General features: G+C 38.4%; 28 protein-coding genes and 1 pseudogene. 19 read left to right on the top strand and 10 right to left on the bottom strand.

The window, feature by feature from the left end:
* The first annotated feature begins 101 nt into the window (after positions 1–101).
* Positions 102–1367 carry a tyrosine--tRNA ligase gene (tyrS, locus tag MKX97_RS10725; RefSeq protein ID WP_009497698.1) on the top strand — a complete coding sequence of 422 codons (1266 nt, stop codon included), beginning with the start codon at positions 102–104 and terminating at the stop codon, positions 1365–1367.
* Between the two features lie 109 nt (positions 1368–1476).
* On the opposite strand, the gene MKX97_RS10720 is transcribed toward tyrS, so the two are convergent.
* Positions 1477–2181: an excalibur calcium-binding domain-containing protein gene (locus tag MKX97_RS10720; RefSeq protein WP_340759070.1), complete on the bottom strand. Its 705-nt coding sequence runs from the start codon at positions 2179–2181 to the stop codon at positions 1477–1479.
* Positions 2182–2732: 551 nt separating this feature from the next.
* On the opposite strand from MKX97_RS10720, the gene MKX97_RS10715 reads away from it, so the two are divergent.
* Positions 2733–2975 carry a hypothetical protein gene (locus tag MKX97_RS10715; RefSeq protein ID WP_342535936.1) on the top strand — a complete coding sequence of 81 codons (243 nt, stop codon included), beginning with the start codon at positions 2733–2735 and terminating at the stop codon, positions 2973–2975.
* A gap of 208 nt (positions 2976–3183) precedes the next feature.
* Here MKX97_RS10715 and MKX97_RS10710 read toward each other — a convergent pair whose 3' ends face one another.
* On the bottom strand, positions 3184–3348 hold the full coding sequence (locus MKX97_RS10710; protein WP_078816915.1) for an aspartyl-phosphate phosphatase Spo0E family protein: 165 nt from the start codon (positions 3346–3348) through the stop codon (positions 3184–3186).
* A 433-nt stretch (positions 3349–3781) separates the two neighbouring features.
* Positions 3782–4885 (bottom strand): nitric oxide synthase oxygenase, encoded by a 1104-nt coding sequence (locus MKX97_RS10705; protein ID WP_078816914.1) that lies wholly within the window; start codon positions 4883–4885, stop codon positions 3782–3784.
* Positions 4886–5340: 455 nt separating this feature from the next.
* On the opposite strand from MKX97_RS10705, the gene MKX97_RS10700 reads away from it, so the two are divergent.
* Positions 5341–5484, top strand: a complete 144-nt coding sequence (locus MKX97_RS10700; RefSeq protein WP_176132486.1) for a hypothetical protein — start codon at positions 5341–5343, stop codon at positions 5482–5484.
* Positions 5485–5807: 323 nt separating this feature from the next.
* Here the strand turns inward: MKX97_RS10700 and MKX97_RS10695 are convergent, their stop codons facing one another.
* On the bottom strand, positions 5808–5960 hold the full coding sequence (locus MKX97_RS10695; protein WP_342535935.1) for a hypothetical protein: 153 nt from the start codon (positions 5958–5960) through the stop codon (positions 5808–5810).
* 600 nt (positions 5961–6560) lie between these two features.
* Here MKX97_RS10695 and MKX97_RS10690 point away from each other — a divergent pair.
* The 3 genes from MKX97_RS10690 to MKX97_RS10680 all read left to right on the top strand — a co-directional run bounded on the left by MKX97_RS10690 (position 6561) and on the right by MKX97_RS10680 (position 7828).
* On the top strand, positions 6561–6830 hold the full coding sequence (locus MKX97_RS10690; RefSeq protein WP_221836387.1) for an AbrB/MazE/SpoVT family DNA-binding domain-containing protein: 270 nt from the start codon (positions 6561–6563) through the stop codon (positions 6828–6830).
* A gap of 256 nt (positions 6831–7086) precedes the next feature.
* Positions 7087–7470 carry a DNA cytosine methyltransferase gene (locus tag MKX97_RS10685; RefSeq protein WP_342537505.1) on the top strand — a complete coding sequence of 128 codons (384 nt, stop codon included), beginning with the start codon at positions 7087–7089 and terminating at the stop codon, positions 7468–7470.
* A 73-nt stretch (positions 7471–7543) separates the two neighbouring features.
* Positions 7544–7828, top strand: coding sequence for a DNA cytosine methyltransferase (locus tag MKX97_RS10680; protein ID WP_078816910.1), 285 nt, complete (start codon positions 7544–7546; stop codon positions 7826–7828).
* A gap of 311 nt (positions 7829–8139) precedes the next feature.
* Here the strand turns inward: MKX97_RS10680 and MKX97_RS10675 are convergent, their stop codons facing one another.
* A complete protein-coding gene (locus MKX97_RS10675; RefSeq protein WP_078816909.1) occupies positions 8140–8796 on the bottom strand; it encodes a CatB-related O-acetyltransferase in 657 nt (218 codons plus the stop codon).
* A 571-nt stretch (positions 8797–9367) separates the two neighbouring features.
* Between MKX97_RS10675 and MKX97_RS10670 the strand changes: the two genes are divergently transcribed.
* The 8 genes from MKX97_RS10670 to MKX97_RS10635 all read left to right on the top strand — a co-directional run bounded on the left by MKX97_RS10670 (position 9368) and on the right by MKX97_RS10635 (position 14464).
* Complete coding sequence (locus MKX97_RS10670; protein ID WP_342537504.1) at positions 9368–9505, top strand: DUF6877 family protein; 138 nt, start codon at positions 9368–9370, stop codon at positions 9503–9505.
* Positions 9506–9863: 358 nt separating this feature from the next.
* Complete coding sequence (locus MKX97_RS10665; RefSeq protein ID WP_342535934.1) at positions 9864–10562, top strand: YetF domain-containing protein; 699 nt, start codon at positions 9864–9866, stop codon at positions 10560–10562.
* 79 nt (positions 10563–10641) lie between these two features.
* Positions 10642–10860 (top strand): glycosyltransferase, encoded by a 219-nt coding sequence (locus MKX97_RS10660; RefSeq protein ID WP_078816906.1) that lies wholly within the window; start codon positions 10642–10644, stop codon positions 10858–10860.
* 261 nt (positions 10861–11121) lie between these two features.
* Positions 11122–11619: an alpha/beta fold hydrolase gene (locus MKX97_RS10655; RefSeq protein ID WP_342535933.1), complete on the top strand. Its 498-nt coding sequence runs from the start codon at positions 11122–11124 to the stop codon at positions 11617–11619.
* A 709-nt stretch (positions 11620–12328) separates the two neighbouring features.
* Positions 12329–12505, top strand: a complete 177-nt coding sequence (locus MKX97_RS10650) for a hypothetical protein (protein ID WP_176132457.1) — start codon at positions 12329–12331, stop codon at positions 12503–12505.
* A gap of 33 nt (positions 12506–12538) precedes the next feature.
* Positions 12539–12994 (top strand): hypothetical protein, encoded by a 456-nt coding sequence (locus MKX97_RS10645; protein ID WP_078816904.1) that lies wholly within the window; start codon positions 12539–12541, stop codon positions 12992–12994.
* A 374-nt stretch (positions 12995–13368) separates the two neighbouring features.
* Positions 13369–13899, top strand: coding sequence for a polymorphic toxin type 50 domain-containing protein (locus MKX97_RS10640; protein ID WP_342535932.1), 531 nt, complete (start codon positions 13369–13371; stop codon positions 13897–13899).
* Positions 13900–14278: 379 nt separating this feature from the next.
* Positions 14279–14464, top strand: coding sequence for a hypothetical protein (locus tag MKX97_RS10635; protein ID WP_342535931.1), 186 nt, complete (start codon positions 14279–14281; stop codon positions 14462–14464).
* A 22-nt stretch (positions 14465–14486) separates the two neighbouring features.
* Here the strand turns inward: MKX97_RS10635 and MKX97_RS10630 are convergent, their stop codons facing one another.
* The 3 genes and pseudogenes from MKX97_RS10630 to rpsD all read right to left on the bottom strand — a co-directional run bounded on the left by MKX97_RS10630 (position 14487) and on the right by rpsD (position 17331).
* Positions 14487–14654 (bottom strand): hypothetical protein, encoded by a 168-nt coding sequence (locus MKX97_RS10630; RefSeq protein ID WP_176132484.1) that lies wholly within the window; start codon positions 14652–14654, stop codon positions 14487–14489.
* 380 nt (positions 14655–15034) lie between these two features.
* Positions 15035–16387: pseudogene (locus MKX97_RS10625) on the bottom strand (IS3 family transposase).
* Positions 16388–16728: 341 nt separating this feature from the next.
* Positions 16729–17331: a 30S ribosomal protein S4 gene (gene rpsD, locus MKX97_RS10620; protein WP_078816901.1), complete on the bottom strand. Its 603-nt coding sequence runs from the start codon at positions 17329–17331 to the stop codon at positions 16729–16731.
* A 349-nt stretch (positions 17332–17680) separates the two neighbouring features.
* On the opposite strand from rpsD, the gene megL reads away from it, so the two are divergent.
* A complete protein-coding gene (gene megL / locus MKX97_RS10615; RefSeq protein WP_221836405.1) occupies positions 17681–18871 on the top strand; it encodes a methionine gamma-lyase in 1191 nt (396 codons plus the stop codon).
* Between the two features lie 551 nt (positions 18872–19422).
* Positions 19423–20571, top strand: a complete 1149-nt coding sequence (locus MKX97_RS10610) for a hypothetical protein (RefSeq protein ID WP_221836408.1) — start codon at positions 19423–19425, stop codon at positions 20569–20571.
* Positions 20572–20616: 45 nt separating this feature from the next.
* Here the strand turns inward: MKX97_RS10610 and MKX97_RS10605 are convergent, their stop codons facing one another.
* Positions 20617–20994: a carboxymuconolactone decarboxylase family protein gene (locus MKX97_RS10605; protein WP_078816898.1), complete on the bottom strand. Its 378-nt coding sequence runs from the start codon at positions 20992–20994 to the stop codon at positions 20617–20619.
* Positions 20995–21209: 215 nt separating this feature from the next.
* On the opposite strand from MKX97_RS10605, the gene MKX97_RS10600 reads away from it, so the two are divergent.
* The gene (locus MKX97_RS10600) at positions 21210–21527 is read left to right on the top strand and encodes a general stress protein (protein WP_245799438.1); all 318 of its coding nucleotides are present in this window, start codon (positions 21210–21212) and stop codon (positions 21525–21527) included.
* Between the two features lie 50 nt (positions 21528–21577).
* Here the strand turns inward: MKX97_RS10600 and MKX97_RS10595 are convergent, their stop codons facing one another.
* Complete coding sequence (locus tag MKX97_RS10595) at positions 21578–22375, bottom strand: serine protease (RefSeq protein ID WP_342535930.1); 798 nt, start codon at positions 22373–22375, stop codon at positions 21578–21580.
* A gap of 221 nt (positions 22376–22596) precedes the next feature.
* Here MKX97_RS10595 and MKX97_RS10590 point away from each other — a divergent pair, with 221 nt between their 5' ends.
* Complete coding sequence (locus MKX97_RS10590) at positions 22597–24534, top strand: FapA family protein (protein ID WP_342535929.1); 1938 nt, start codon at positions 22597–22599, stop codon at positions 24532–24534.
* Between the two features lie 204 nt (positions 24535–24738).
* Positions 24739–26430 carry a septation ring formation regulator EzrA gene (gene ezrA, locus MKX97_RS10585; protein WP_342535928.1) on the top strand — a complete coding sequence of 564 codons (1692 nt, stop codon included), beginning with the start codon at positions 24739–24741 and terminating at the stop codon, positions 26428–26430.
* Positions 26431–26500: the final 70 nt, after the last annotated feature.

The raw sequence follows: 26500 nt of genomic DNA, 5'->3' as shown, positions 1-26500 counted from the left end.
GTGGTACCGCGTTATGTTTAATTTACTCAACTAGCGTCCCTGCATGATCATTTATTGATTGTGTGGGGACTTTTTGTGTTGAGCTGAGGAGGAAATGGAAAATGGCGAATGAATTAATGGAAGATTTGAGATGGAGAGGCCTGCTATACCAACAGACGAATGAAGAGGGCTTGGAAAAATTACTGACGGATGAAAAGATTGCTCTATACTGTGGTGTGGATCCAACCGCAAATAGTATGCATATTGGTCATATCGTTCCGTTATTGACATTGCGACGCTTCCAATTGCACGGACATCAGCCGATTTTATTGATCGGCGGGGCAACAGGAATGATTGGAGATCCATCTGGACGCTCTGAAGAACGCCAGCTGCAAACGACGGAACAAGTGGAAGATAATGTGCGCGGAATCAAAAAGCAATTGGAAATGATTTTTGATTTCCAATCAGATAATGGTGCGAAGCTAGTTAATAACAATGACTGGATCGGCTCAATGTCATTGATCGAATTTCTGCGTGATTACGGTAAATTATTGAGTGTCAATTACATGTTAGCGAAAGATAATGTCGCATCTCGTTTAGATCAAGGAATCTCCTATACGGAATTCTCGTACATGCTCATGCAAGGTGCGGACTTCAATCATCTATATGACCATCATAACTGCCGTGTGCAAATTGGTGGATCGGATCAGTGGGGGAATATCACGACAGGTCTTGAAGTCATACGTAAAATGCATGACGAAGAAGTAAAGGCATACGGATTTACAATTCCGCTCGTGACAAAGTCAGATGGAACGAAATTCGGAAAAACAGCGGGCGGCGCGGTTTGGCTAGATGCTAAGAAAACTTCTCCTTATGAGTTCTACCAATTTTGGATCAACGCAGCGGATGCAGATGTCGTGAAATACTTAAAAATCTTCACTTTCTTGAGCCGTGAAGAAATCGAAGCACTCGAAACTTCAGTTCAAGAAGAGCCACATTTACGTAAAGCACAAAAAACATTGGCAGAAGAAATGACACGCCTCATTCATGGAGAAGCGGCACTCGAGCAAGCCATCCGTATTTCAGCTGCTCTATTCAGCGGCGACTTGAAAGCGTTGACTGCCTCTGAAATGAAAGATGCATTTAAAGATGTGCCGACTGTTGAAATGGAGAAGGCGGATCAGAACATCGTCGATTTCATCGTTCAGGCAGGCGTGTCACCATCGAAACGCCAGGCGCGTGAAGATGTGACAAACGGTGCGATTTCATTTAATGGGGAACGCATTACGGATACAGATTTCACAGTGGGGGCAGATCAGCGTTTAGAAGATGCCTTTACGATTGTGAGACGTGGTAAGAAGAAATATAGTATGGTGAAGTTTGTGTAATAGGTAGCTGAATTGAAAAGCAAGTGACCGTAAACGAATTGGTTTACAGTCACTTGTTTTATTTTTAAAGTGGATTGGAAAGCGTGTTCAGCATTTGGTCAGAAACAGGTTATTCACATCCGACTCCATCGCCATCACGGTCTAGGTGCTTTCCGTATCCCGGATCTCCTCGATATACAGGCGCTGCCCCTGCAGCTCTTGCAGCAGTACAATTTTTATAATAAGCAGTAGAGCTCTGTTGGCTCGGCTTTGATACACTGCTGCCAGATGATGAATCTGATTTATTACTAGCAGCATTTACAGTGGCGTTTGTATTCATGCTTGCTACCTGGCCTTTTAGGTTGCTAACTTCACTTGTCAAAGCTGTGTTCTTCGCTGTGAGATCAGTAATTTCCTGTTCAAAAGCTTTGTTGTTCTCTTCGTGAGCAGTTTGTTTTTCCGTTAACTCTTTTGTTAATTTATTGGAATCATCTAGCTTCACCACTAACTCGTCAATTTCTTTATTCGCATTCTTGTTCTCTTCTAGCAACTTCGAATTTTCTTCTATAAGTTTATTGTGTAAGGTTTGCATCTCTTCGTTCTTTGCAATCAACTCGATATTCTCTTCCTGAGCTTTCTCGAACGCAACTTGTACGCTTGTATCCACATTGAAAGCCCCAACGATAAATAATAAAAGACCCCCGATTAAAGCGGAGTAGAAAGGCTTCTTCGGTAATATACGATTACTATTCTTAATTTTCCTTACGAAATGATAAGCCAGATAAATCAATGAACCAAAAAATATAAGTAAACCTACCGCTGCAATTGCCAGCATATTCCCACCTCAATATAATATTTAATAGAGGACATGAAGTCATTACATTTATCTCAAACATAGATTGAATTACTCTAAGCGAAAAATTAAATTTGTTGGCGACCCTTTTTCACTCCAAACTCTTTCCAACTTATATGAAACTTGTCTATGTATCCACCATCCTTGTTATATATCGTTATCCTATCTGTTTCTTTAAGTGACTTCTGAAAAGTTTCTGAAGTTATATTTAACGTAGTAGGTGTTCTTTAAAGAATGTATATCGAGGGTTAATAATATTATTAAGCAGAAACTCGTGAGGAGAAGAACTATTTCCCCTGAGTAATCAATAAAAAGTATAATGCATCAAACATAAGAACGACTGTGTTATAAATGAGGACGGAAGTTTACGAGACGAGCATTGGGGCCTTATAAAAAAGGATTATTATTGATAATTACAGAGGGAGGTACAGCGACGTTTGCTAAAGAACGTTTAAAAGTGTATTTTGGTGAAGGTATTAAATGAAGGTTTTTTCTTTCACTTATCGTATTAAATAAAGAGGGAGGGATTAATCATGACAAACGAAGAAGTAACTAAACTATCAGATATGCTGTTACAAAGCCTTTATGATTATCATTTTGCGAATAATGGAGGAAGCTACACTTTGCCAACAGCAATGCTGAATGCCGATGCGAATAGTAAACTGGCTATTGACTATCTTATCGAAAATGAATATGCCGTAGATAGTGGGAAAGGGTCGGATAATTTAGTTTTGTCCATAACGCCGAAAGGTATGGAATATGTAAAGAGCAAATAAGCGATTAATAGGGGCGTCCGTCTTGGGCGTTCTTTTTATTTTATTTAAAAAGAGAGAAGTGGGCGGGGATGGATAGTAGTAGGGGACAGTGTTTATTGCTTAAAGAAGTGATTTCAAAACAATAAAGCCAATCAAATCGAATTTTTATTTGTTCTGACTGGCTTTATAAAGATCTGAGATTTTGATTAATAAATATTCCTCCCTCTAATTAAGCAGCTTGATCAAAGTAACTATTAAGCAATACATCTAATTCTTGACTGCATTTTACTACTAGCGGATGTGTGAACCCTAAATTTTCAGCTTTTTTATACATGTCCTTTCTTTTTACTTCAATTTTACGTTTTAATATTTTCTTTAACAAGAAACTTATCATTATAATCCCTCTCATCCAATATTTTTAGCTTTCTTCATCTGGGGCGTTTGATTGAGATGAAACAACCTTTTCTATATTAGCCTACCCATAATGTAAAGAGTGTCGATTTATGCGTAAAAAAGTGATTTCATAATAATGTCATAAACAAAGAGTTTTGTGTAAAATAAACCGATTTTGTCTTGACTTTTATCAACCCTTTAGTTTTTGATTTCGAAGATGGAGAATGAAGGTTTTTGATTAAGTTGGGGGATAGGCTTTCATCTAATAATGTTACGCAATTTGCAGACAAAACGACGGAAGTGACACAAAACATGTAGTGGAATTAACTCTTTTATATATGAAAGAAGAGACCAATCTCATTGATCTCTTCTTTGTAATATTTTTTTAGCCTAAAAATTAAAAAAATAATAATGAGCTATTTGGAACTGTCCATTTAATTTTCTGGAGGGTCTGCTTGAATAAAGTAGTTAGGAGTTAAAATGTCATTGCTATATGGTTTATGGTAAATGTCAGTTGTTGCTGGTGATAGTGGTGGAATAAGCCATGCCCAATTACCTGTGATAGGTCGACCATTTTTTCTTTCATTTTCTTCAAAAATCTTAAATTGTTTTGCAGCTGTATGATGGTCGACAAGCGTTACGTGTTCTTTTTGATAAGAATGTATTACTGCGATATTTAATTCAATTAAAGCTTTGTCGATCCACAGCGAGCTGTTTGACTTAGTGTCTAATTCCATTATTTCGGCAACTTTTGGCAGTAAATTATAACGGTCTTGATCGGCTAAGTTTCTTGCTCCAATTTCTGTGCCCATATACCAACCATTAAATGGGGCCATAGGATAATCAATACCGCCTATTTCCAAACGCATGTTTGAGATGATTGGAACGGCATACCATTTTACACCCAGCTTATTAAAATCATCAAGCTGCGGATGAGTTATCGGCACTTCTTTAATAATTTCATGGGGGACTTCAAATAATTTAGGTTTTTTTCCTGTTTCCTGAATGACTAGAGGGAGGATATCAAAGTGGGTATTATCCCCTTTCCATCCCATTCTTTGGCACATTTTTGTCAATTTGATAGATGTTGAATCACCAATTACTTTATCGCCCTCTTTGTATCCGGCATAACGTAGTAATTGATGGTTCCAAATTCTAATAGGATCTTCTCCATTTTTTCGAGGTGCAAAAATCGTAATGGTAGATCGGATTTTCCCACCGTTTGTAGCAAAATCAATATGATTAACTAATTTTTCATATGCATCTTCTGCTGTAAGTGCATCTCGTGCATCAAAAATATGTAATGTGTTCCAGAGTAATCGACCTATACAACGATTGCTATTGCGCCAAGCCATTTTTGCTCCATGCGTTAACTCAAAAGTCTTATGTGAATATGTTCCGGTAGTATTTATTTCATTTTTAATTTCTTCAATTCGCTTCAATTGATTTTCTTTAGATATATTGAGTTCATCGTAACAATGATTAATAAATTGTGTTGCTTCCATTAGCAATTTATTTGTTTTAGTAGATTGAACCATTAGCATCAACTCCTTACATTGAGCTTAACACGAATATAAGAGGGGGATGACTAAACAATTTGTAGATTCATTGAATTGTTCAATTTGGAAAGATGTGAATGAAACATGAGGGTTAAACGAATTTGATACACATTTCGAAGAAAAGCGGAGTAGACGAAGAAATGAACCAAAAATCCCTAAGGGATGCCTGATCATCTATCGGGTTGAAACCTATGACATTGACGGTAAGCTCTTCCGCATGGTGACAGGAGATGCGGGTATCAGGTGGCATGATATCGCTGTCTACATCTTGGAGGATGTGCAAACGAGCGTAAGAATGCAGGTAACAGAATATATAGCAGGCCACTATTAGAGTGTTTATGTGAATGTTTTTCTCCATATATTTTACAAACTACGAATAATAAATCAAAGTAAGGGCAAAATGATACAAGCATACTTAGATTGGAGAGATTAACTTGAAAGAGAAAAAGTATATTATTCCACTTATGTCGGTTATTTTATCTGCTGGATTTTTATTTGGCTGCAATGGAGTAGATGAAAACGAACCGGATCCGACAGAAGAACCATCTGAACAGCGTCAAGATGAGAATAACCAGTAAAGTATGTGGCACCGTTTAGGCGGTGCTTTTTCTATGCCTAAACAAACTATCCTGAAATAGTTCCATTTTCAAACTCAACCCTTCATAGTGGATATTTTCCCCTCCTATGTATAATCCTTTAGATTTTTGTTAACCACTCCAACAACTCTATGCCAGATGTAAAAATCAACGTCTCTTCTATAGAAGCGGAAGTTACGGAAGTTGCTACAGTTGAAAAAGAAATCGATGCGTCCTCTGCGCAAATTAACAACATCCGGCTATCACGGCAAAGCAAAACGTGCGGCCATGCGCTTTGCTTGGTTCTCGCACTTCGCAATAGCATATTAATCTACGCTTAACTGTGTTTCGTGGTGTGCATACAGATGGCAGAACTCTTCTTCAAGCAGTAGCTTTTTCTCGATCTCGTCCAATCCTTTTTTAATGTAGATGATTCCGAGTTTGCCGCGATCTCTGGGTACGGAGGGATACTCTATCACATTCGTGACCTCTAAATTAAACGAAAGGAGATTGCAACGTAGAGAAATTCAGTATTTACACAACTCTGATTCTGGCGCGCGTTCTGGATGGACTCGCGCAGTTGGTTGAGTTCTATCGATGCCTACTTTGATAAGAGCTGCATTATTTAAAACTTAACTCAGCAGCCAATCCGCGCGAAGTCTACTTCCAAATGCGGAATGTGAAAAAGAAAGTTAATGGTCAAGTTGTTTGGACTAAGCAAATTGAAATGGGGATCGAAGGTTTGGAGGTGTAGCTGATTCCTAACTGGACAAACAACGGCGGAATCTACATGGTTCCCCGCTCAGATAAAGTGGACTAGCAGCAGATCAAGGGGGAGATGGATGCACTGGAAGCGAAGTTGCAAATTGCAGAGGTGGCGATAGTTGCGCGAGAGGGGATGACGGCGTGAGGGAGTTTAAGCTGTTAAAGTATTCATTTGCCAAAGGTTAATGGGATTATATCTTAATTATCCTTGAACTTTAATTTATAGCACACTTGTCTAGCTGCCACTAGTTATTTAAAACTAATCAATTGATAATCGTAAATAAACTATCTAAAGGAAATGGGGCGCAATACAAATGAAAGCACTTGGAATTGTAAGGAAGATAGATCAGTTAGGCAGGATTGTTATTCCTATGGAAGTCGGAAGAACACAGAAATGGGAACACGGGACTTTGGTTGAAATGTTCGCGACAGACGATGGAATTACTATGAGGAAGTATCAAGAATCAGAGAAAGTGCACCAAGTCATTGTAGGCTTAGAAGAGGCGAAACTAAAAGCTAAAGATGTTGATACCATTCAAAGTCTCCAAGCGGCTATGGAGTATTTAAATACAAAATTACAATAATAAATTTAATTTAATTTATCGGCTAGCTTACATTATAACTAAAATTATTGCTGGACGTAGAAATGATATTTGGAAGATACAAAACTATATATTCTTACAGCCTGCAAATATTCGAGGTTGTAAGTAAGGATAGTTAGGAGTATTAAAAGTGCCTACAATAGACTAGTAAAGTCTACTGCAGGCACTGAGGTTAATTACCTTGTAATACTCCAGATCCAGTACATTGAGTACCTGTTGAACAAGACAAACCGATACTATAATAGCCAGGGCTGATGGAACCCGAAGTAGTTTGATATTCGAAATGTTAAAGATTATTGAAAGCATGGGTACATGGAAGCCGAGAGTGGTTATTGGGGAAAATGTGAAAAATGTCTTGTCGAAAAGAATGAAGCTGGCATTTGATCGTTATTTATCAGATAAGGAAAGATTGGGTTATACGAATAATTTCGATGTGCTTAATGCTCGAGGCTTCGGGATTCCTCAAGCGAGGGAAAGAGTATTTGTCGTAAGCAGACTGTGTGGATCAGTTTTCAATTTCGCGAGACTTAAGAAAAGCCAATGCAAGATATTTGGAGTTTCATCGAAGACAAAGCGGACGATCGGTACATTATCACTCAGCCAAACATGCTTAACAAAATAGGTGTTGATCCAACCCTTTTGGTGGCAGGCTCACTCTTATCAAAGAATATGCATGGACAATAACCACGAAGCAAATGCGTTGCCCGAACAGCGGCATTATACCAATCGGAAAAGAAAATTATCGGTTGCTGACAGGAAAGGAGTGCTGGCATTTGATGTGCTTTGATGATGAGGACTTTAATGCCGCTGAGAAAGAGCATCCGCGCAGGCGCGACTTTCTTAATGGCACGCTTTATCACCAAGCAGGCAATAGCATTGTGGTGGATGTGTTGGAAGCGATATTCGATGTTCTATTAAGTTCTGAACAACCAAATGATTTTATTCAAGAAACAAACGGGCAGTTAAGGTGGATTTGTTAAGTGGGGTGAAAGCGATGCACGATATTTTATATAGTATCCGCTCTAACCATTTCCATGCTGTTTTACTGGATCGGTCGTAGCAACGGTTACATAGCAGGAGTAAATGCTGGCTATGATCACGGCTGGATAAATGGTAAGCGGGAAGGCGAAAGGCTTGGAAGGCGTAGGAAGTTTTGATACACAATTGACAAAAGCTGCACAACAATGAGTTTTCACATTAAAAAATAGTCCCTTCTTAATTAGCTATTAAGAAGAGACTATTACTTAATTTTATTCGTTTTTATTTAAAGAGAAGATTTAAAAAAGAAACGTTAGGGTTTAATTTCCTTTTTATAAAAGTCGTATAACTGGTTAATAGAAGAACCAGACAAGATATGGCTGGCCCGTTCAATTTTCTCACGTTCCCAATCGAACCAACGCATTTCCTTCAACTTTTCGATTTCTTTTTCTGTAAAGCGTTTCTTTATCTCTTTTGCAGGATTACCACCTACTATCGTATATGGTGGGACATTTTTTGCAACGACCGATCCAGCCGCAACAATGGCACCTTCACCAATGGTCACACCAGGCATAATCATCGCATTCATGCCAATCCAGGCATCATTTTCGATGATTGTATCGCCTTTTGGTTCGTAAGAAGTTTCAATTTGTTCCACAAACGGATACACGGTAATCCATTCGGGATGATGATTGTTATTTCCGCCCATTAAAATAATTACACCACTTGCAATGCATACGTAATTTCCAATAATTAACTTATCTAAATGCCAACCATAGTCTTCGATGGGGTTAAATAACTTTCTTGATTTTTCGTCTCCCCATAAGTATCTAACGCACCCATCTTCAAAATCTTGATTATCGTAATAACCAGAATAGTAGGAGTACTCCCCTACTTCAATCATTGGATTGTTGACAATATCTTTTAAATACTTAATTTCAGACCAGTGGTTAAATCGATGTTTTTTCATTTTTTTTCCTCGCTTCTAAGTAGTATAAATCATTTTTTACTTAGAAGCTTAATGCCGTAGCAACATTCTTAAACCGTTTCAAACGACGAACCATCGCCCTCATCCTATTCCTAATTGATGGGGGAATTGTAACAAATGAATCAACTTCTGTCAAATCTTACTGCAAAGTCGAAGGAAAAGCGCAAGAGGGGTCAGATGAAACCGAAAATTCACAAAGGTTGCCCGATTATCCAGCCAGGAGAACCTATGACATCGACGGCAAGCTAAACGAAGTCGTGACAGGAGTAGCAGGCAACGGCAAGGTTAGAGGTGACTCAATATCGCTGTCGCAACTGGTCTATATCTTGGAGGATGTTCAAACAGGCGAACGAATGCAGATAGGTGAGAAAGAGCTTCACGCTAAATTCTCATGACAAACAGACCGCAAAGCGCGGTCTACACTCACCATTTGGTGTAATCACAGTTTCAGCGAGTGGGGCTGTAAATAAACATAGTAAATTTTGGACAACAGGTGAAGAGCATGAGCAAAAATCCAATAGCAGAAATAACGAAGATATAGGACCAGCTACCGATCGTAGCGTTACAAGACATACACAAACGCATAGCGGATTGGTTAGCCGGCGGAGGCAAGCATGATGATCCGTATGTTTGGCGGCAGTTGAGATATGTGAAGAGTGTAGCAGAAAGGGTGAAAGTGAATGGTCGCTAAATATGAACCGATCTATTTGCTATTTGAAGATGCCACAGTCAAGTGGCGGTGGTCAAAGAGTGAGTTGTTCCGCTTCCGGCAGATGTGGGTGATGGCGCTGATATTAGCGAATTGACAAAAGCGTTTAAGACTAATCGGCGTAGTATTGCACTTGTTGTGATGGATCAGGCGGAGCAGGGGTTTATTGACCATCAGCGATTTGGGTTGTTTGGGAATTGAAAAAGACGAGGATCCCTCCGCGGCATGGCTAACAACATTGTAATACACAAAGAGGTATCCTATGGGAAACACTCATGTTTTTAAATTTTATGGCAACAATAATTTGAAATGTTGAAAGAGAAACGGAGTGGAAATATAAGTGGAATTTTTTTATGGTCAAGAAAATCTTACAAGTATTCAATGGATATTACGTGCAATAGTTTCATTTTCCGTTTTACTTTTGGCAACCAAATTATTGGGACGCCGCTCAATTGCACAGTTAAGGCTTCTTGATTTTACTATAGCCTTAATACTTGGAAATATACTTGCACACCCATTATCAGACGAGCAGTTAGGATTAAAAGGTTCAATTATTACGACAGGGGTGCTAATTGCTCTTTACTTGCTAAGTGTATTTGTTTCTTTGAAGTCGAGAGGATTTGGAAAATGGTTAGAACCATCTCCTTTCCCTTTAATAGAAAATGGAAAAATTCTGTATAAAGAATTGGGTAAAGCAAGGATCACAATAGACCATTTATTATCAGAAGCTAGAAAAGCAAAAGTTGCAGAAATTAATCAAGTCGCCCTTGCAATGTGGGAACCTGATGGAACCATTTCTTTTTTCTTATCGCCACAACTCCAGGCATTAACTCCGAAAGATATTCAATTAGTAAAAGATCCTTTTTCTATTTCGAAGACGATTATCATAGAAGGGAAAATAGATCTCGCTGAATTAAGCCAGATAGGTAAAGACATTGCTTGGTTAGAACATAAAATGTCAATTTCTAATGTTAGTGAAAAAGATATTTTATTGGCAACTATGGATAATCAAGAACAATTAAGATTTTATTTTTATTGATGAAGTTGTTTGTAAATAAAAAAAGACAGGATCTCTCCCGTCATGGCTGACGTTATTGTAACACACAAGGAGGGATCCTGTGGGTGTAATTCAAGAAGAAGTATACGTTAAGAGAGCAGGCAAGTTTGTAAAAGTGAAAAATGCGGCGCTGGTGAGTTTGGATAAAAACGCGGTTTATCGAGTGATAGATAAGTCTATAGATGAGACGGACAAGCATGGAGAGGGATTTGGGAAGCAAATCTTCAACTGGCAGGATGATAAGCCGTTGTTTTATGAGGTTAGTTATACGAAGAGGTAGGTGGGTGAATAGATGAATGATATAGTTAACGCTATGAGTTATCGTGATGGTTACTTAGACGTTCAATTCTCAAGTTCCCTATTAAAAAAATTATACGTCAAGAAAATAAAATGGGGAAATGATACAATATATATAATTCAGGGTTACGGAAAGCATCCACCAGTAATAGAATATATAGTCAAGCGCACAACTTGTTGAAGAGTCACAAATATAAAGATGTTATCTTGAATCACAAAAACGATAGTAAGGTAGGATAAGAAAATGAAAACTCAACTGTCAAAGTATATAAAAACAGGCTCTTCAAAACAATTTAATTCTATTATTGGTGAAAATAACAATCTGCCTCTTTTAGTGTATTTGCATGATGGTCCAGGTGATGCTGCTTTACCACTGATTTATAAATATAACTCAGAACTTGGAAAAACGTTTAATGTTGTAGTTTGGGAACAAAGAGGGGCTGGGAAATCCTACTATACTTTTTCTAATGAGGAACAAATATCTAGTGAAACTTATATAGAAGACTTATACAGTTTAATTCATTATTTGTTAGAAACGTTTAAACAAGAAAAAGTTTACCTTTTAGGGCACTCGTGGGGTAGTGTACTAGGCTTAATTTTTATTAAAAAATATCATCATCTAGTATATAGTTATTTTGGATCTGGTCAAGTAGTTAACATGAAAAAAGGGTTGAAGTGTCAATATGATTTTGTTCTGAAAGAAATTCAAGAACAAAATAAAAAAAGTTTATTCAGCGATTGAAAAGTATTGACCTTTCATTAACTCAAAAAGATTGGTTAAACGATTTATTATTTATTACTAAATTAGTGGTACGATACAGACGTTCTTTATATGGTAAAAGCAATTATAACCAACTGGTAAGGGATTTCGTTTTTTCATCAAAGTACACATTTAAAGATTTAATTAATCGTGAAAAAGGGAGTCTACAATCAATACAATATTTGTGGCAAGAGCTCATGAAAATAGATTTTAGTGAATACAAGAGTTTCGATGTCCCTGTTACGTTTTTTGAGGGGCGTCATGATAGGCATGTTTCTTCCGCGTTAGTAGAGGATTACTATCACACAATAAAAACGACAAAAAAACTTATTTGGTTCGAAAATTCAAGTCATTTTCCCCAGTGGGAAGAATCAGTCAAGTTTAGTGAGTCTTTGATAAGTGATATAAAGCAAAATTAGTTTTACAAGCTATTGATTTCTTTGAAGTCTGTAATTTGCAATGCTTTAGACGGCAGTATATCAAAGCTTTTCATATCTGGTTGGTACAAACGCAGGACTATGAAAGGATATGCATAACTAAATAAGTCTACTGGAACAACCAGGGACACTGAGGAACGGCGTAACGCTGTTGTTTGGTGTCCTTTTTATTTGTTGCACAAGGGAAACTGCACTCTGGGACTTTTTTACCCAAAAACGATAGTTTTGGCAACATTTATGAAAGGAGTGGGGAAATGAACAAAACTTTAAAAGAACAACTCATTGAAAAAGGACTCGTGCAGCTGGTCAAACAAGCGAAAGTGAAAAAGGATACTAGGACAAGCAAGAAGAGAAACGAGCGGTTGAGCGAGCGGGATTGGAGGAAATTGATGGGTTCGAACATGCCGACGTATGGACGGAAAAAGGGCTGAACATTTAGACAACGATAGGATGGGGGATACAACATGCTGGATTGGGCGGATCTGCTGGATAGAAACAATCCGATTGAGATGGAGGATCTGAAGCATTTCAACTCTATGATTAAATTCATGTCTTACTCTCTGGAATGGATGGAAACAGGACGTCAACCAGGGACTTATCGGGGAGCGGAAGAAAGTAATGTTTATCAAAAAAGATCCTACGAAAATATGGATTGGCTGCCTGATTTGGAAGCGCAACTACGTGAAGAAAATGACATAAACAAAAAGCATTTATTCATGACCAGGGAAGAAAAGATAATACTCGCTGACATACTTTCCTCCTTTTCGTTGAGAGAGCGTCAGTGCTGCCTGTTGCACAAGGGGCAGAAGAAAAGCATGAGTGACATAGGAGAGGGTTTAGGTGTCAGTAAAAGCATGGTCCAACAGTCTATACGCCTTGCCAAAAAGAAGATTTCTGATCGTATTCAAAAAGATTCATGATATATGCTATGATATACGAACTTGCTATACTTGAGGGGAACCATTAAAGGAGCCGTGATATTACCCCTTTCACGGGGATGTTTTACTTTTTTCCCGCACTGATATCAATTCATTAGTAAATATCTTCACCCTCTTCAATGAATTTTGCTCGCTCATTATACAGTTCTAATTCTTCAGGTGTGAGTTCACGCAGCTTACTACCGTAGGTTGAACTTTTCTAAACTGACTGAAGCAAATGGGTGTACTCATCTTCATTCTTCTTTTAAATCTGTCTAACTCTCCATCTTTTCTTTTTTACTTTTATTTATTTGTTTATTTATTCTTTTATTAAGCTTTGATTAACCTCGAATACAAAATATTGGAAGGGATTTAAAATGATCAGAATAAGTAAAAAATATCTAAAACCTTTTGTGTTGTTGTTATCTTTCACACTATTTTTAAATATGATTTCTCCAAGTATAGCTTTAGCACAAACAACAGCTTCTGATCAAAAACCTATCGAAAATCTACAGTATGACGAAAATGGATTTGAAGTACAACCTATGTTTTTAGGCTTAATTGCAAGAGTTGTTATTCAAGGTGGTTCAAGATTATTAAAAGTTTTTAGAGGCAACTCATTAGTCACTACTCATAAACTTATTATTCATTCTGGAAAACAAGGTAAACACATAATAGGTCACAGTAATTTCATACCAGGAAGAAGTGTTTTAAGAGCTGACGCTAATGCATTATTAAAATCATATGCTGGAAAAGGAAAAATGATTAATGAAAATAAAGAAAGAGTAGATTTAGGAAAATCAATTGGAAATTATTACAATCCAACAACAAAGCATTACCATCCTACAAACCAAGGAATTATACATTACAGTAAAACAGGTGCTTATATAGTTCCAGCAGCGCCATAATAGACTAAGGAAAGTTATTATAAATGATCCATATAGATAAAATTGTGAAAAAGCTTCTTAAATATAAAACAGGAACTTTATTAAAGATAACTTGGGATAATAATTATACAAGCTTAAATGGGTAAATTTTACACGCATGTATTTTTTAAGGAATACCCGGAAAGAACATACGAATACCATTATTTTTCAAGAGAACGTTTCTTCGGTGCTGCTTATGAAAATGGCGCAGAAATAGAAACGACGGAATATCTGAAAAATGCAAAATACCCATAACATAAGCGACTCTATCCATTCAGACGGAGTCGCTTTTTTTATTTGCCCGGTCAGTACCCATTTTAGAGAATACATTATCATATTGATAAGAAAAAGGAGAGAATAAATGGACCTGCGTTTAGCAGACCTTCTTCAGAAGACCAGTTTGTACGGTACTTTAGCCAAATACTACGAACATATCGATCCACGATGGCATATGTATTTTTACGAGTTGCACTTTAAATATGAAAAACAGCTTGTAGAACTATACTGGAAGCTTCATGCACAAAATCCTAAAATGGATAATGAATAATAAATTTTAATTTATTGAGCCGCTAATTAGAAAGCGGCTCTCTTTTTGTATTATGCCTATCGCCCAATTCTAATAGTGTTTGTGCAAGCATACGTTGTTCATCTATAGATCCAGATTTTAAAAGTTCCATTAACATTTTCAATTCATTACTTGACCCCTTGTCACCAAACTCAACTCTCTCTGAAAGCATGATTACACCCCTTTAACGTTATGTTTCACCAATATGATTTGCATCATTCATCACCTCATACTCATTATGTCCACTTTTAATAATTACAATACATACCATTGGTATAAGAACGTTCATTCGATATAATGAGAAAAAGGGGGGACGAGTGTGCGTAAAATATTAGAGAAGTAGGTAAAGTATGGAGAAATATTAGAGGTTATGTATATGGCCAAGGATGGTTCGATCAGTAAAAGACGAATCCGCGTGTTACAAGTGGAAGAGAACTCATTTCGCGCATATTACTTTCTACGAAATTCCAAACGAATATTTCTGATTGATAATATATATTAGCAGCCGTTCCCATATGCCACAGAGAAAGCCTGGTGATCTGATTAATTTCATCAGGCGACTTGAGTAAAATGAGTTCGGTATTGCACCGGACTCATTTTTAATTTTGCCTTCATCCGTTTCGTATTATAATAATTGATATATTTTTCTAGTTCTATTTTAAATTGTTCTACACTTTCAAATTCTTTTAAGTAGAGGAATTCCGACTTCATAATCCCAAAGAAATTCTCTATCATCGCGTTGTCGTAACAGTTGCCCTTACGAGACATGCTTTGGACGATTCCTCTTGCTTCAAGGGTGTGACGATATTGTTTCATTTGATAATGCCAACCTTGATCCGGATGCATCATTAGCTGGTGATCCTCTGGCAAGCGTTCTAGAGCGTTCTCCAACATATCTGAAACAAGTGAATACGTAGGTCTAGAGCCTATTGTATACGTAATAATTTCTCCATTAAATAAGTCTAAAACAGGCGATAAATAGAGTTCCTCGCCAAATAATTTAAATTCCGTAATGTCGGTTACCCATTTTTTATTTGGGGTATCTGCGGTAAAATTGCGGTCTAAAATATTGGGCGCTATTTTACCAACCGTACCTTTATATGATTTATACTTTTTCATACGTACCAAGCACTTTAACCTAACTCTTTCATGATGCGTTGAACCTTCTTATGATTAACTTTCTTTCCACGATTCGCTAGCTCATCACGAATACGACGGTAACCGTAACGTCCCTCATGTTCTTCATAACTCGCTTTGATTTCAACTTTTAAATCAGCATCTGGATCAGACTGATTCATTCGTTTCACTAAATCATAATATGTGCAGCGTGGAATGCCAGCAAGCTTCACGAGTGCTTTCACCGGATATTTATGCCTTAACTCATAGACTACTTGTGCTTGTCTTGTTTGGTGATTTTTCCTTGTTTTGAACTAAGATACTCAACTTTTTTGAATACTCGTTTTCCATCTCAAGCTGTTTAATGCGCGCTTCAAGCACTTCCGTTGATCTTTCAGTAGCGGATGGTTTTGATGATGGATGTGACTCTTTTTTCATGGATGGACGCCCCTTTTGTTTTGGCTGAAGGGCATCAATTCCTTGTGTTTCAAATTGTCTTTTCCAAACACGAATCGTTGAAGGAGAAGTTATTTTGAAAATAGCTGCAGTTTCATTCAAGGACGTACTATTTCCAACCATAAAATTTAGTACGTCCAGTCTAAACTGTTGGGTGTAATTTGTACATCGTTTTATGAATGCTTCGACACCATTGTACTCATATTGTTTGACCCATTTAAGAATCGCTTTATGATCAGTTCCTAAAGATTTAGCTATTTCACGAGAACTCTCACTTCCGTTTAAGTACTGATTAACTGCTTGTAATTTATCTTCTGCAGTAAATTTAGCCATAGAAAAACTGCACCTTCAATTGTTAGATTGTGTCTAACAATTGGGGTGCAGTTCATAAGCAGTTTCGGGGATTTTGAATACTGTCGTTTACTAAGCGTTCTAATTAGCGAGAGTAAACCGATAATTGAGGATTGGTTATTGTGGTGAATAAAAAGACCACTCTATTTTGAGTGGTCCATAAATAATCGGTATATTAGCCGCCTATGCTGTTTTTTATTAGCCCCAACTATATACTTTAACGTGCATTATAATACTTACATGAATAAATAAAAAGAAGCCCAGAACCTTGATTTAACAAGGTTTCTAAGGCTTTTAATACCATGGTTTGCAATGCAAACTAATTAACGAGAGTAGAATTCAACGATCAATGCTTCGTTGATTTCAGCAGCCAATTCGCTGCGCTCTGGAAGGCGAACGAACGTGCCTTTTTTAGAATCTTTGTCGAAAGTCACATAGTCAGGAACAAAGCTGCTCACTTCTAGCGCTTCTTCAACAGCAGTTAAGTTTTGAGATTTCTCGCGAAGAGAGATTTCAGAACCAGGTTTTACAGCGAAAGATGGGATATCTACGCGTTTGCCGTCTACTAGTACGTGACCGTGGTTGACCAATTGGCGAGCTGCGCGACGAGTGCGAGCAAGACCCATGCGGTATACAACGTTATCTAAACGAGTTTCAAGAAGAATCATGAAGTTTTCACCGTGAATTCCCTGCATTTTCCCTGCTTTGTTGAAAAGCGTGCGGAATTGACGTTCGTTTACACCGTACATGAAACGTAGTTTTTGTTTTTCTTGTAATTGCATTCCGTATTCGGAAAGTTTTTTACGTTGGTTAGGACCGTGTTGTCCTGGTGCGTATGGACGCTTTTCAATTTCTTTACCTGTGCCGGTTAGTGAGATACCAAGACGGCGTGACAGTTTCCATGATGGACCTGTATATCGAGCCATGAGAGACTCCTCCTCTGTTGGTTTTATTTTGTTGTAAAATAAGACCAGATATGTTCAATCCATTTGCCATTCTATTATCTTGCATCTTCGCCTCTGCAGCCCCGAGGTTACGCGATACACCTTTATAAAGGAATAGACTGGACACAATGGAACACATAACTGCTGCAACTATTTTACACAAAGAATAGCATACCAATTAATTAGTCCTAGGTCAAGCTTTATACATATGGAGGAAGTTTAGAGAAACGATTCTTTCACTTTTCGAGAATTCGCGTTACACTGAAAATAGTATAACGAAAATACGCTTTCATATGATTAATTGAATAAGGTAGTAGAAGGAGGAATCAACATGCAAAAGAATAACAACTGGCATAAAGAAACGGCAATGATTCATGAAGGGTATAATAGTAAAGAGCATCAAGGTAGTCTCGCTGTACCTTTATATCAAACGGCAACCTATGTATTTGATTCGGCCGAGCAAGGTGAGCGGCGATTTGCAGGTGAAGAGAGTGGTAATATTTATTCACGTTTAGGAAACCCGACTGTTGGTGTACTGGAGGAACGGATTGCCAGAATGGAAGAAGGTTCAGCGGGACTGGCTTTTACATCGGGAATGGCAGCTGTTAGTGCAGTGCTCGTCCATGTTACAAAGGCGAATGATCATGTGCTTTGTTCTCGCGGAATTTATGGATGTACCTTTGGTTTATTAAAAATAATGCAGGAAAAATACAGTATCACACATGATCTAATTTCCATGGCGACAGAAGAAGAAATTGAAAAAGCGGTAACGCCTGAAACGGTATGTATATATGTAGAAACTCCAATTAATCCGACGATGGAGCTGGTGGATTTGCAGGCTGTCGTCAATGTTGCCAAACGTCATGGCTTGAAAGTGATCGTAGACAATACATTCTGTTCGCCTTATATCCAAACACCTCTGACATTCGGGGTAGACTTTGTGTTGCATAGTGCAACGAAATATTTGAATGGTCATGGGGATGTAATCGCAGGATTATTGGTAGGGAAAGATCAAGAAGAAATAGCGACTATTCGCAGTACTGTTCAAAAAGATTATGGCGGCGTGATTTCGCCATTTGATGCTTGGTTATTGCTGCGGGGAATCAAAACGTTGCCTGTGCGTATGGATAGGCATTCTGCCAACGCCAAGATTCTTTTTGATTATCTGAAAAAACAACCGAAAGTAGAAGAAGTCTTTTATCCATTTGATGATCGACATTCACAGTATGAGATTGCGAAGAAGCAAATGAAAATGGGTGGAGGATTGATTTCCTTTACGATTAAAGGTGGTAAAAAGGAAGCACAGCAGTTGCTGAATAAACTGGAGCTTGTGAAATTGGCCGTTAGTTTAGGTGATGCGGAAACATTGATGCAACATCCCGCGACAATGACACATTCAGGAATACCAAAAGCAGAACGAGAAAAAATGGGCGTTACGGACTCCTTGCTTCGGTTATCTGTAGGACTAGAACATATGGATGATGTGATAGCTGATCTCGAACAAGCATTACACTCTATTTAATGAAGAAATGAAAAGAGGTTGCCGTGGAAGGTCTTTCCGTGGTAACCTTTTCGTTACACAAAAAACCGCCCGAAGTGAAAAAAACTTTTCGGGCGGTTCTGTTTACTGTATAAAATTGTGGAAGGGCTGCCTCTTTTGGAAGCAGCCCTTACTTTTGATAACTTACCAGTTTATTATGTTGGATCTCTCTATATCATAAGTGTGTTGGTTTCTATACATCATGTAGAATCTGAATAAACCGTATTTGCCGCGGTTGTTGTTCTACTGGTTGTTTTACTTAAGCAACGCAAACCCTACCTACTTTTGCGTCCTTGCGACCCTATAGTCGCGCCAGTGATGAATAAGTGTTCCGAAAAACATCTGCAGAACGCCATTTATTGTGTCAGATCAGTTATCAATACCAAATACTTATTATATACCATATATCATTACATGTCAACCGAATTGTAAATAGTCAAGATGGACGGAGTTTACATTTAGATGAAAGGGGAACAAATAAATTAGAGCCTGCGCTGTTAAAAGGCAGGAAAATTTGAACTGGAGGGATTAGGATGAACGTCGAAATTGTTAATGAATTTCCACATGAATTTTTGAGGGAGCAAGCGGAGCTATGTATCTCAATCTATCAACCGACCCACCGTTATCGTCCTGAAAATCAGCAAGATCCAATACGATTTAAAAATTTATTACAAAAAGTACATGAAGAACTAGAAAAAGAATATCCTGCGAATGAAGTGAAGGGCTTACTTGAGCCACTTGAAAAGCTAGTAGGCGAGAGGCCATTCTGGGCTCATGCAGGAGATGGACTAGCGTTATTTGCGACGAAAGATCGTTGTATTGCCTATAGACTCCAACGGCCCGTTCCTGAATTGGCAATCGTTTCAAAAAGCTTCCATATCAAGCCTCTCATCCGAGTATTCCAATCGGCAGATCGCTATCATTTGTTAGGAGTCAATCGACAACAGTTTAAATTGTTTGAAGGAAATCGCTACGGTGTAGAAGAAGTGGAAATACCTGAAGGATTGGCAAAAACTAAAGCGGAAGCAATCGGTGATCAAGTGACCGAATCATACTTAGGTGCAGGTGATTCAAGTGGAGCTGCCGGAACCGCAATGATGCATGGGCATGGAAGTAAAAAAGACGAAATCGATATAGATATTGAGCGTTATTTCCGCTATGTCGACCGAACGGTTGCAGAGCATTACTCCAAACCAAGTGGATTGCCTTTATATTTGGTCACGTTGACAGAGTACCATACGCCTTTTAAAGAACTGAGCCACAACCCGCACTTGCAGCAAATCGGAATCAAATCTGATTTTGAAGCACTGAGTTTAGAACAATTACGAAAAACCGCATGGGAATGCATTGAACCAAATTATTTAGAAAAAACAAAGAAACTAGTAGATAGTTTTGAGAACGCAAGGTCTAATGGTCAAGGCTCTGAAAAAATAGAGCAAGTTGTTCAAGCCGCCAGTGAAGATCGGATTAGTCGTCTTATGTTAGAAGACGGCCGTTTGTACCCAGGTAGAATTAATTTGGATACAGGAGAAATTCAGACAGAAAACCTGAAGAATACAGCTGTTGATGATGTGATGGACGACTTGGCTGAAATTGTTTTTAAAAGCGGCGGGGAAGTAGTCGTCTTGCCAGAAGAGCGAATGCCTGTCGATACCGGAATAGCGGCAATTTATAGATGGTAATGAAAAGCCGGTTGAGAAAATGTTCTCGACCGGCATTTTGTAGAGTTATTCATTTTCTAAAAGTTCTTTTGCGGCAGACAAAGCATTTTGAACACGCGGAAAGCCGACGTAAGGTATTAGTTGCATAATGCATTCGACGATTTCTGTTTTAGTCAAACCAACCGTCAATGCTCGTTTTACATGTGTCTTAATCTGTGGTTCTGTACCTTGCGTCACAAGAGAAGCAAGCGTCACCAACTGTCGCTGTTTACTATCTAATCCAGGCCTAGAATAGATTTCTCCATAACCAAACTCTACGATGTACTTTCGTAAATCAGGTGCTAGATCTTTTAATGTATCGGACGTCATCATCCGTTCTGCTTCTTCCTCGCTAACATATTCTTTGATTTTGCGTAAACCTTGTTCCAAACGATCTGTCGACATAATGTTCCCATCCTTTTTCTATTATTTTCTAATAAATTATAGGGTTAGTATAGCATAGTCCGAATGTTCTCTAAACAAATGGAGTGAGCAGTTTATATTAGTTAGGTGAAAAGGTAATGGGTACAAAGTCGTGAAGTGTGTAGAGGAAGTTTGAAAGGCAGGCTGAATAGGTATAGATGAATAGAGCGGAAAACAATTATTTGGAGGTTTTACAAATGGAAAAGTTTTTCTTAGAAAATGCAGTACAAGCAAAAAAGAAGATTGAAGAGCTAGTGACTCAAGGCTACACACATGACGATATTTATATATTCGCACACAATCAGGATCGCGAAGACAAAATCGCAGATGCGTTAGATTCTGAACAAGTTGGAATGGGGGAGATGGGCTTCCTTAATAAAATGAAGAATATGTTTACTTCTCGTGGAGATACATTACGCAGTGAAATGCAATCAGTTGGATTGACTGAAGCTGAAGCGCAAGAAGGCGAAAGCGAGCTTGATAAAGGCAGACTTTTACTCGTAGCAAAACGATAAAAAAATAAAAAGTCGGTGAAGGACAAGTCCTTTGCCGACTTTTTTTATACTCATAAATTATCCAATGCTTCATAGTAGGCGTCAATCGGAATGAAAAGCCCCACTTTTCCATGGTTGTCTTCGTTTAAAGTAGCAAAAATAATACCGATTACTTCATCTTCATTATTGATCACCGGACTACCACTATTGCCGCGATAAACTGGGGCACGGATCATCACGACAGGGCGGTCCCAATCAGGCAATTGAATATAATCAAGTACATACCCTTTATTGGCTATGCCTGAAAAACTTAATGGGTTGCCAATGAATGTGATAGCTTCATGTTCATCAAAATGGGTTTGTTCGGCCAACACTAAATAGGGAAGAGCCTCTCCCCGCACTTCTAAAATAGCGAGGTCAATGTCTGGGAAAGTACGAGTGACTGTGGCGGAGTATCGCTGTCCCTCAGGGAAAAAGACCATAACCGATTCATACCCTTCAATCACATGATAATTTGTAAGGATTGTACCTTTATCACTAATAGAAAATCCAGTCCCTTTACCATCCCCGGTTGAGACGACAACAACAGCTTCTTTATATGCAGCAACTTGCGGGTTTCTTGAGAGTTCAGATGAGGTCTTTAAAAATTCAATTGCTGGAATCGAAAAAATTTGAAATACAATAGCGAATGTGCTGACTGCCAATGTTGTCGCCATGATCCAAAACATCCATTTTGGAAATGGGCGGTATACGCGGCGTTCGTTCTTTTCAGTAGCTGCTTTTTCAAGCGCTTCACGTTGCGCTTCCAGCACTAGTTCTTGTAGCTCTTCATCATCCAAGTCTTCATGCAAAGGATCTTTAGAATCCACTCATTCCACCTCTTTCTACTAAGTAGTTTACCAGAAACTGAATGAAAAATACTGTACCGCACCTCTGACCTAATAATGTGAACGAGGAAGAGTGATTCTGTTTGATTTCTTGTCTTTGAAAGTCGATTAATCAGAAATTTGAGATAATAGTAGTAGAAAAGATTCTTTTTTATGATATAATAGAAATGGAGATAAAGGACTATTGATTTGGAGGTGAGAGTGTGAAAAGGTCTGTTACGATCCAAGCAGAGACTGTAGAGCAGGCGTTGGAGCAAGCGCTTCAGGTATTGGGGCTCACATTGGATGAAGTGTCTGTTCGAGTAAATCGACCTGCTGGAACATCCATGTTCAGACTGAAAAAAGTTTTAGCAGAAGTCTCAGTTACAGAAGTGGAAGAAAAGAAAGAAAAAATTATGGAAAACCAATCTGTCGTACGAATTCACAACGGACAACTGGAAGCGCACTTTGAAGATCAGAAATATCCGATGATTATTCCGTCCGCTGGGACCGAATTAAGAATTAACGATGATATTGTGGCACGGCGTACAATTCTTTTACCCACAGATCAAATCGTTTGCAAAGCAAAAGCAGAAAAGCTAGATCCTCAGTTCGTCATTCAATTAAAGGATGACGATATGATCGCAAAGGCTATCGTGACACCGGGAAAAACGATTACACGTACATTGATGGATACACAGTGGGAAACGGTTCTGAATATCCAAGTAACAGAAGAAACGCAAAACTTTAACGAATTAAAAACAGAGAGCTTTGTGGATGAACTGAGAAAAATGGGGATTGAGAACGGTTTATGTATGGATGCTATAAAAGAAGCGGCAAATTCATTGGAAGTTAAAGAATTCGTCGTGGCAAAAGGGACTGCGCCAATTGAAAGTAAAGATGCTGCGCTGGTTATTCATTTAAAATTTGATAAAGAACAAGCAGAAGAGCATGAACGAGTAGATTATCGGGAGCAAGATCCCATCCCTACTGTTCAAGCTGGTCAGTTGATCGCAACATATAGTCCACCGGTGGAAGGAATCGCGGGGAAGAGTTTATTTGATGAAGAAAGGCCGGTAAAACCGCCGCAGGAAATCATAATGCAATCGGGTCGGCATGTGAAAGTTTTTCAAAATAAAGTTTATGCAAAAATTGATGGAAGACCCGTAATAGAATGGCGCGGGAAATTGGTGAAAATAGATGTTAATCGAGAATATAGACATTCTGCTGACGTTAATTTGGAGAGCGGAAATATTTATTTTGATGGGGATGTCTGGATTGGCGGCAGTATACATCCCTCAATGTTTGTCGCAGCGTCTGGGTCGATTACGATCATAAAAAACAGCACGAAGGCTTCCATACGAGGAACAAAATCAGTATTTATTAAAGGAAGTATTTTTTCTTCCACTGTTACGGTTGGGATACAGGAAAAAGTGATTTCAATGTTGTTGAAAGATCTTGAAGAAGTTCTTTCCTATTTATGTAATATCGAATTGGCGCTTGTTCAAATATTTACATTACGTGGCGAGAAAGCGGAAGAAATAGCGCCATTTATTTTGAAACAAGCGATTCAACTTTTATTAGAACAGAAATATAGTGATTTCATGCAATTAAACAAACAGTTTATTCAAGTTGTCAAGAACCATTCGAGACGATTGGAGAAAGAATGGCTGGAACTTTCCGAGCGGCTGTATCTATTATTTGCCGATCCGCTGAGAGAAGAACAAACAACCATCTCTTATTTGCGACAATTAATAGACGATGCAGACGTGTTGCTTCAAATATATAATGAAGAGAGTCGGCCTGAATCGGTATTGCAAGCCTCCTTTGCGCTGAATAGCATATTATATAGCAATGGGAAAATCCATATTATGTCGAAAGGTGTCTACAACTGTTCAATTACTGCATTACATGACATTGCCATCAAAGGTGTTTGTCGTGGCGGCGAAGTAATTGGCAGAAGACATATTGACCTAGATGAAACAGGTTCTGCTGCTGGCGTGAAGACGAATATCCAAACTGATGAGGTTGGAGAAATTCGGATTGGAACAGCACATCCAGGAACTGTCATTCAAATTGGGAATCAGCGATATGAGTTTTTCGCTCTCAGGCATCATGTTACCGCAATGCTGAACTCCGAAGGATTTTTGACGATTACCTGATCCATTACACCGAGATGCATAGAGTAGGAAGAGTAAAGTTACCGAATTTCCCTCTAAAAACCGCGTCTAATTGATAAAATATCTGTTATTTCTCAAAAAACATGTTAATTCAAGACGAAAAAGCTTTAAACATGTTACGATATACTATAATATCTAGAGTAATGACTTTATGCGCGAAGTGTGGGATAGGGGGATCATAATGCGATGAAATATTTCATCATTCCATTAATTATTGTCATCGTTCTGACAGTAATCGCATTTCTGTTTAGGCGAAAGCATATACAAGAAATTGGAAGATTGGAACAAGAAAAATTACAAATTCAACATAAACCGATATTTGAAGAAATGACGAAAGTGAAACAATTGAATATGACAGGCCAAACGGAAGAGATGTTCGAGCGTTGGCGAAGCACTTGGACGGAAGTCGTTGATGATCGTATTCCAAAAGTGGATTCATTATTATTTGATGTGGAAGATCACGTGGATCGATTCCATTTCAAAAAAGCAACAGAAACAGAAAAGCATATACAAGAAATCTTGTCTCAGTGCGAAAAGGAAATGCATGCCATCCTTGAGGAACTGAATGAGTTAATCGGCAGCGAAGAGAAAAACCGCATTGAAATGGAAACGATTAAAGAGCAGCATTATGCGGCAAGAAAAGCAATCTTAGCACATCAACACTCATACGGGCCTGCCGTTGAACCACTTGAGAAGGAATGGGAGTCGTTTAATCCGAGATTTGATGAATACGATGCCTTGATCGCAAATGGGAACTATCTACAAGCCCGAGAAATCGTTATTTCATTGGCATCTAAAGGAGATAGGCTATCTCATATTATCCATGAAATTCCTTCGTTACTGACGGAGTTACAATCAAAAATACCTGCTGCATTACGTGAACTACGCATCGGGATTTTAGAAATGGAAGAACAAGCCTATTATTTGGGACATCTCAACCTAACTTCGCAGTTTGACGAAATTGAACAGCGCCTTACCGAACTTCGACAACAGCTTGTTGAGTTGCAAGTGAAAGAAGTTGGGCAAGAAGTATCGGAGCTTCACGATCGGATTGACTCCTTCTATGATGTCTTGGAGGAAGAAGTGAGTTCCCGACATTATGTTGAGGACCGATGGGAAGCGGTGTTGGATTTATTTGAAGATCTGCAAGGAACGATTCAAGATACGATACGTGAAGTGAATTTTGTACAGCAAAGTTATCGTTTAGATGAAAAAGAAGCTCAAGTTCCGCAAAATGCTATGAAAAAGTTGAATGCGTTGGCAAAACGTATCGAGGTATTCATTGAACGCCAGGATAATCATGTATCCGCTTATTCCGGCCTACAGACAGAATTGCAGGAAATAGCAGAAGAACTAGATCTGTTGGCGGAAGAACAAGAGAGATTTACGAATCGTATAAAAAATCTTAGAATCGATGAAAATCAAGTACGTTCGCGTCTTTTGGCATTGTCGCAACAACTTCAGGCTGCGGATCGCAATTTGCATCGTGCGAATATCCCTGGTATTCCGGATGAAATGGAAATCCAGTTGGAAGAAGCAGATGAACAAATTTTTCTTGTCAAACAAAGTTTGGAAGATGTCCCGCTTAATATGGCTTTAGTGGAGTCGTATATTCAAAAAGCAACGACTGTTGTCGATGATGTATGCAAAAAAGCGGAAGATTTGATTGAAAATGCGATGTTAGTCGAACGAATTATTCAGTACGGCAATCGATATCGCGCTTCTCATCCAGAAGTGCATCAGAAATTAGTACAAGCGGAAGATTCTTTTATGCAATTCCGCTACATGAAAGCTTTGGAAGAGGCAGCTACCGCTGTTGAAGACGTCGAACCGGGCGCCATGAAGAAAATTCAAGAAATGCTTCATCATAAAGTGTAACTATATTCCGACAAAGCCACCGGTTTGCCCGGTGGCTTTGTTTCGCTAATTCTGATTAAGAAGGAAGGTT

Source organism: Sporosarcina sp. FSL K6-3508, from assembly GCF_038615825.1.
Classification (GTDB): Bacteria; Bacillota; Bacilli; order Bacillales_A; family Planococcaceae; genus Sporosarcina; species Sporosarcina newyorkensis.
Note: the sequence above shows the minus strand (reverse complement) of the source record. Positions and strands in the feature narration are given on the sequence as shown.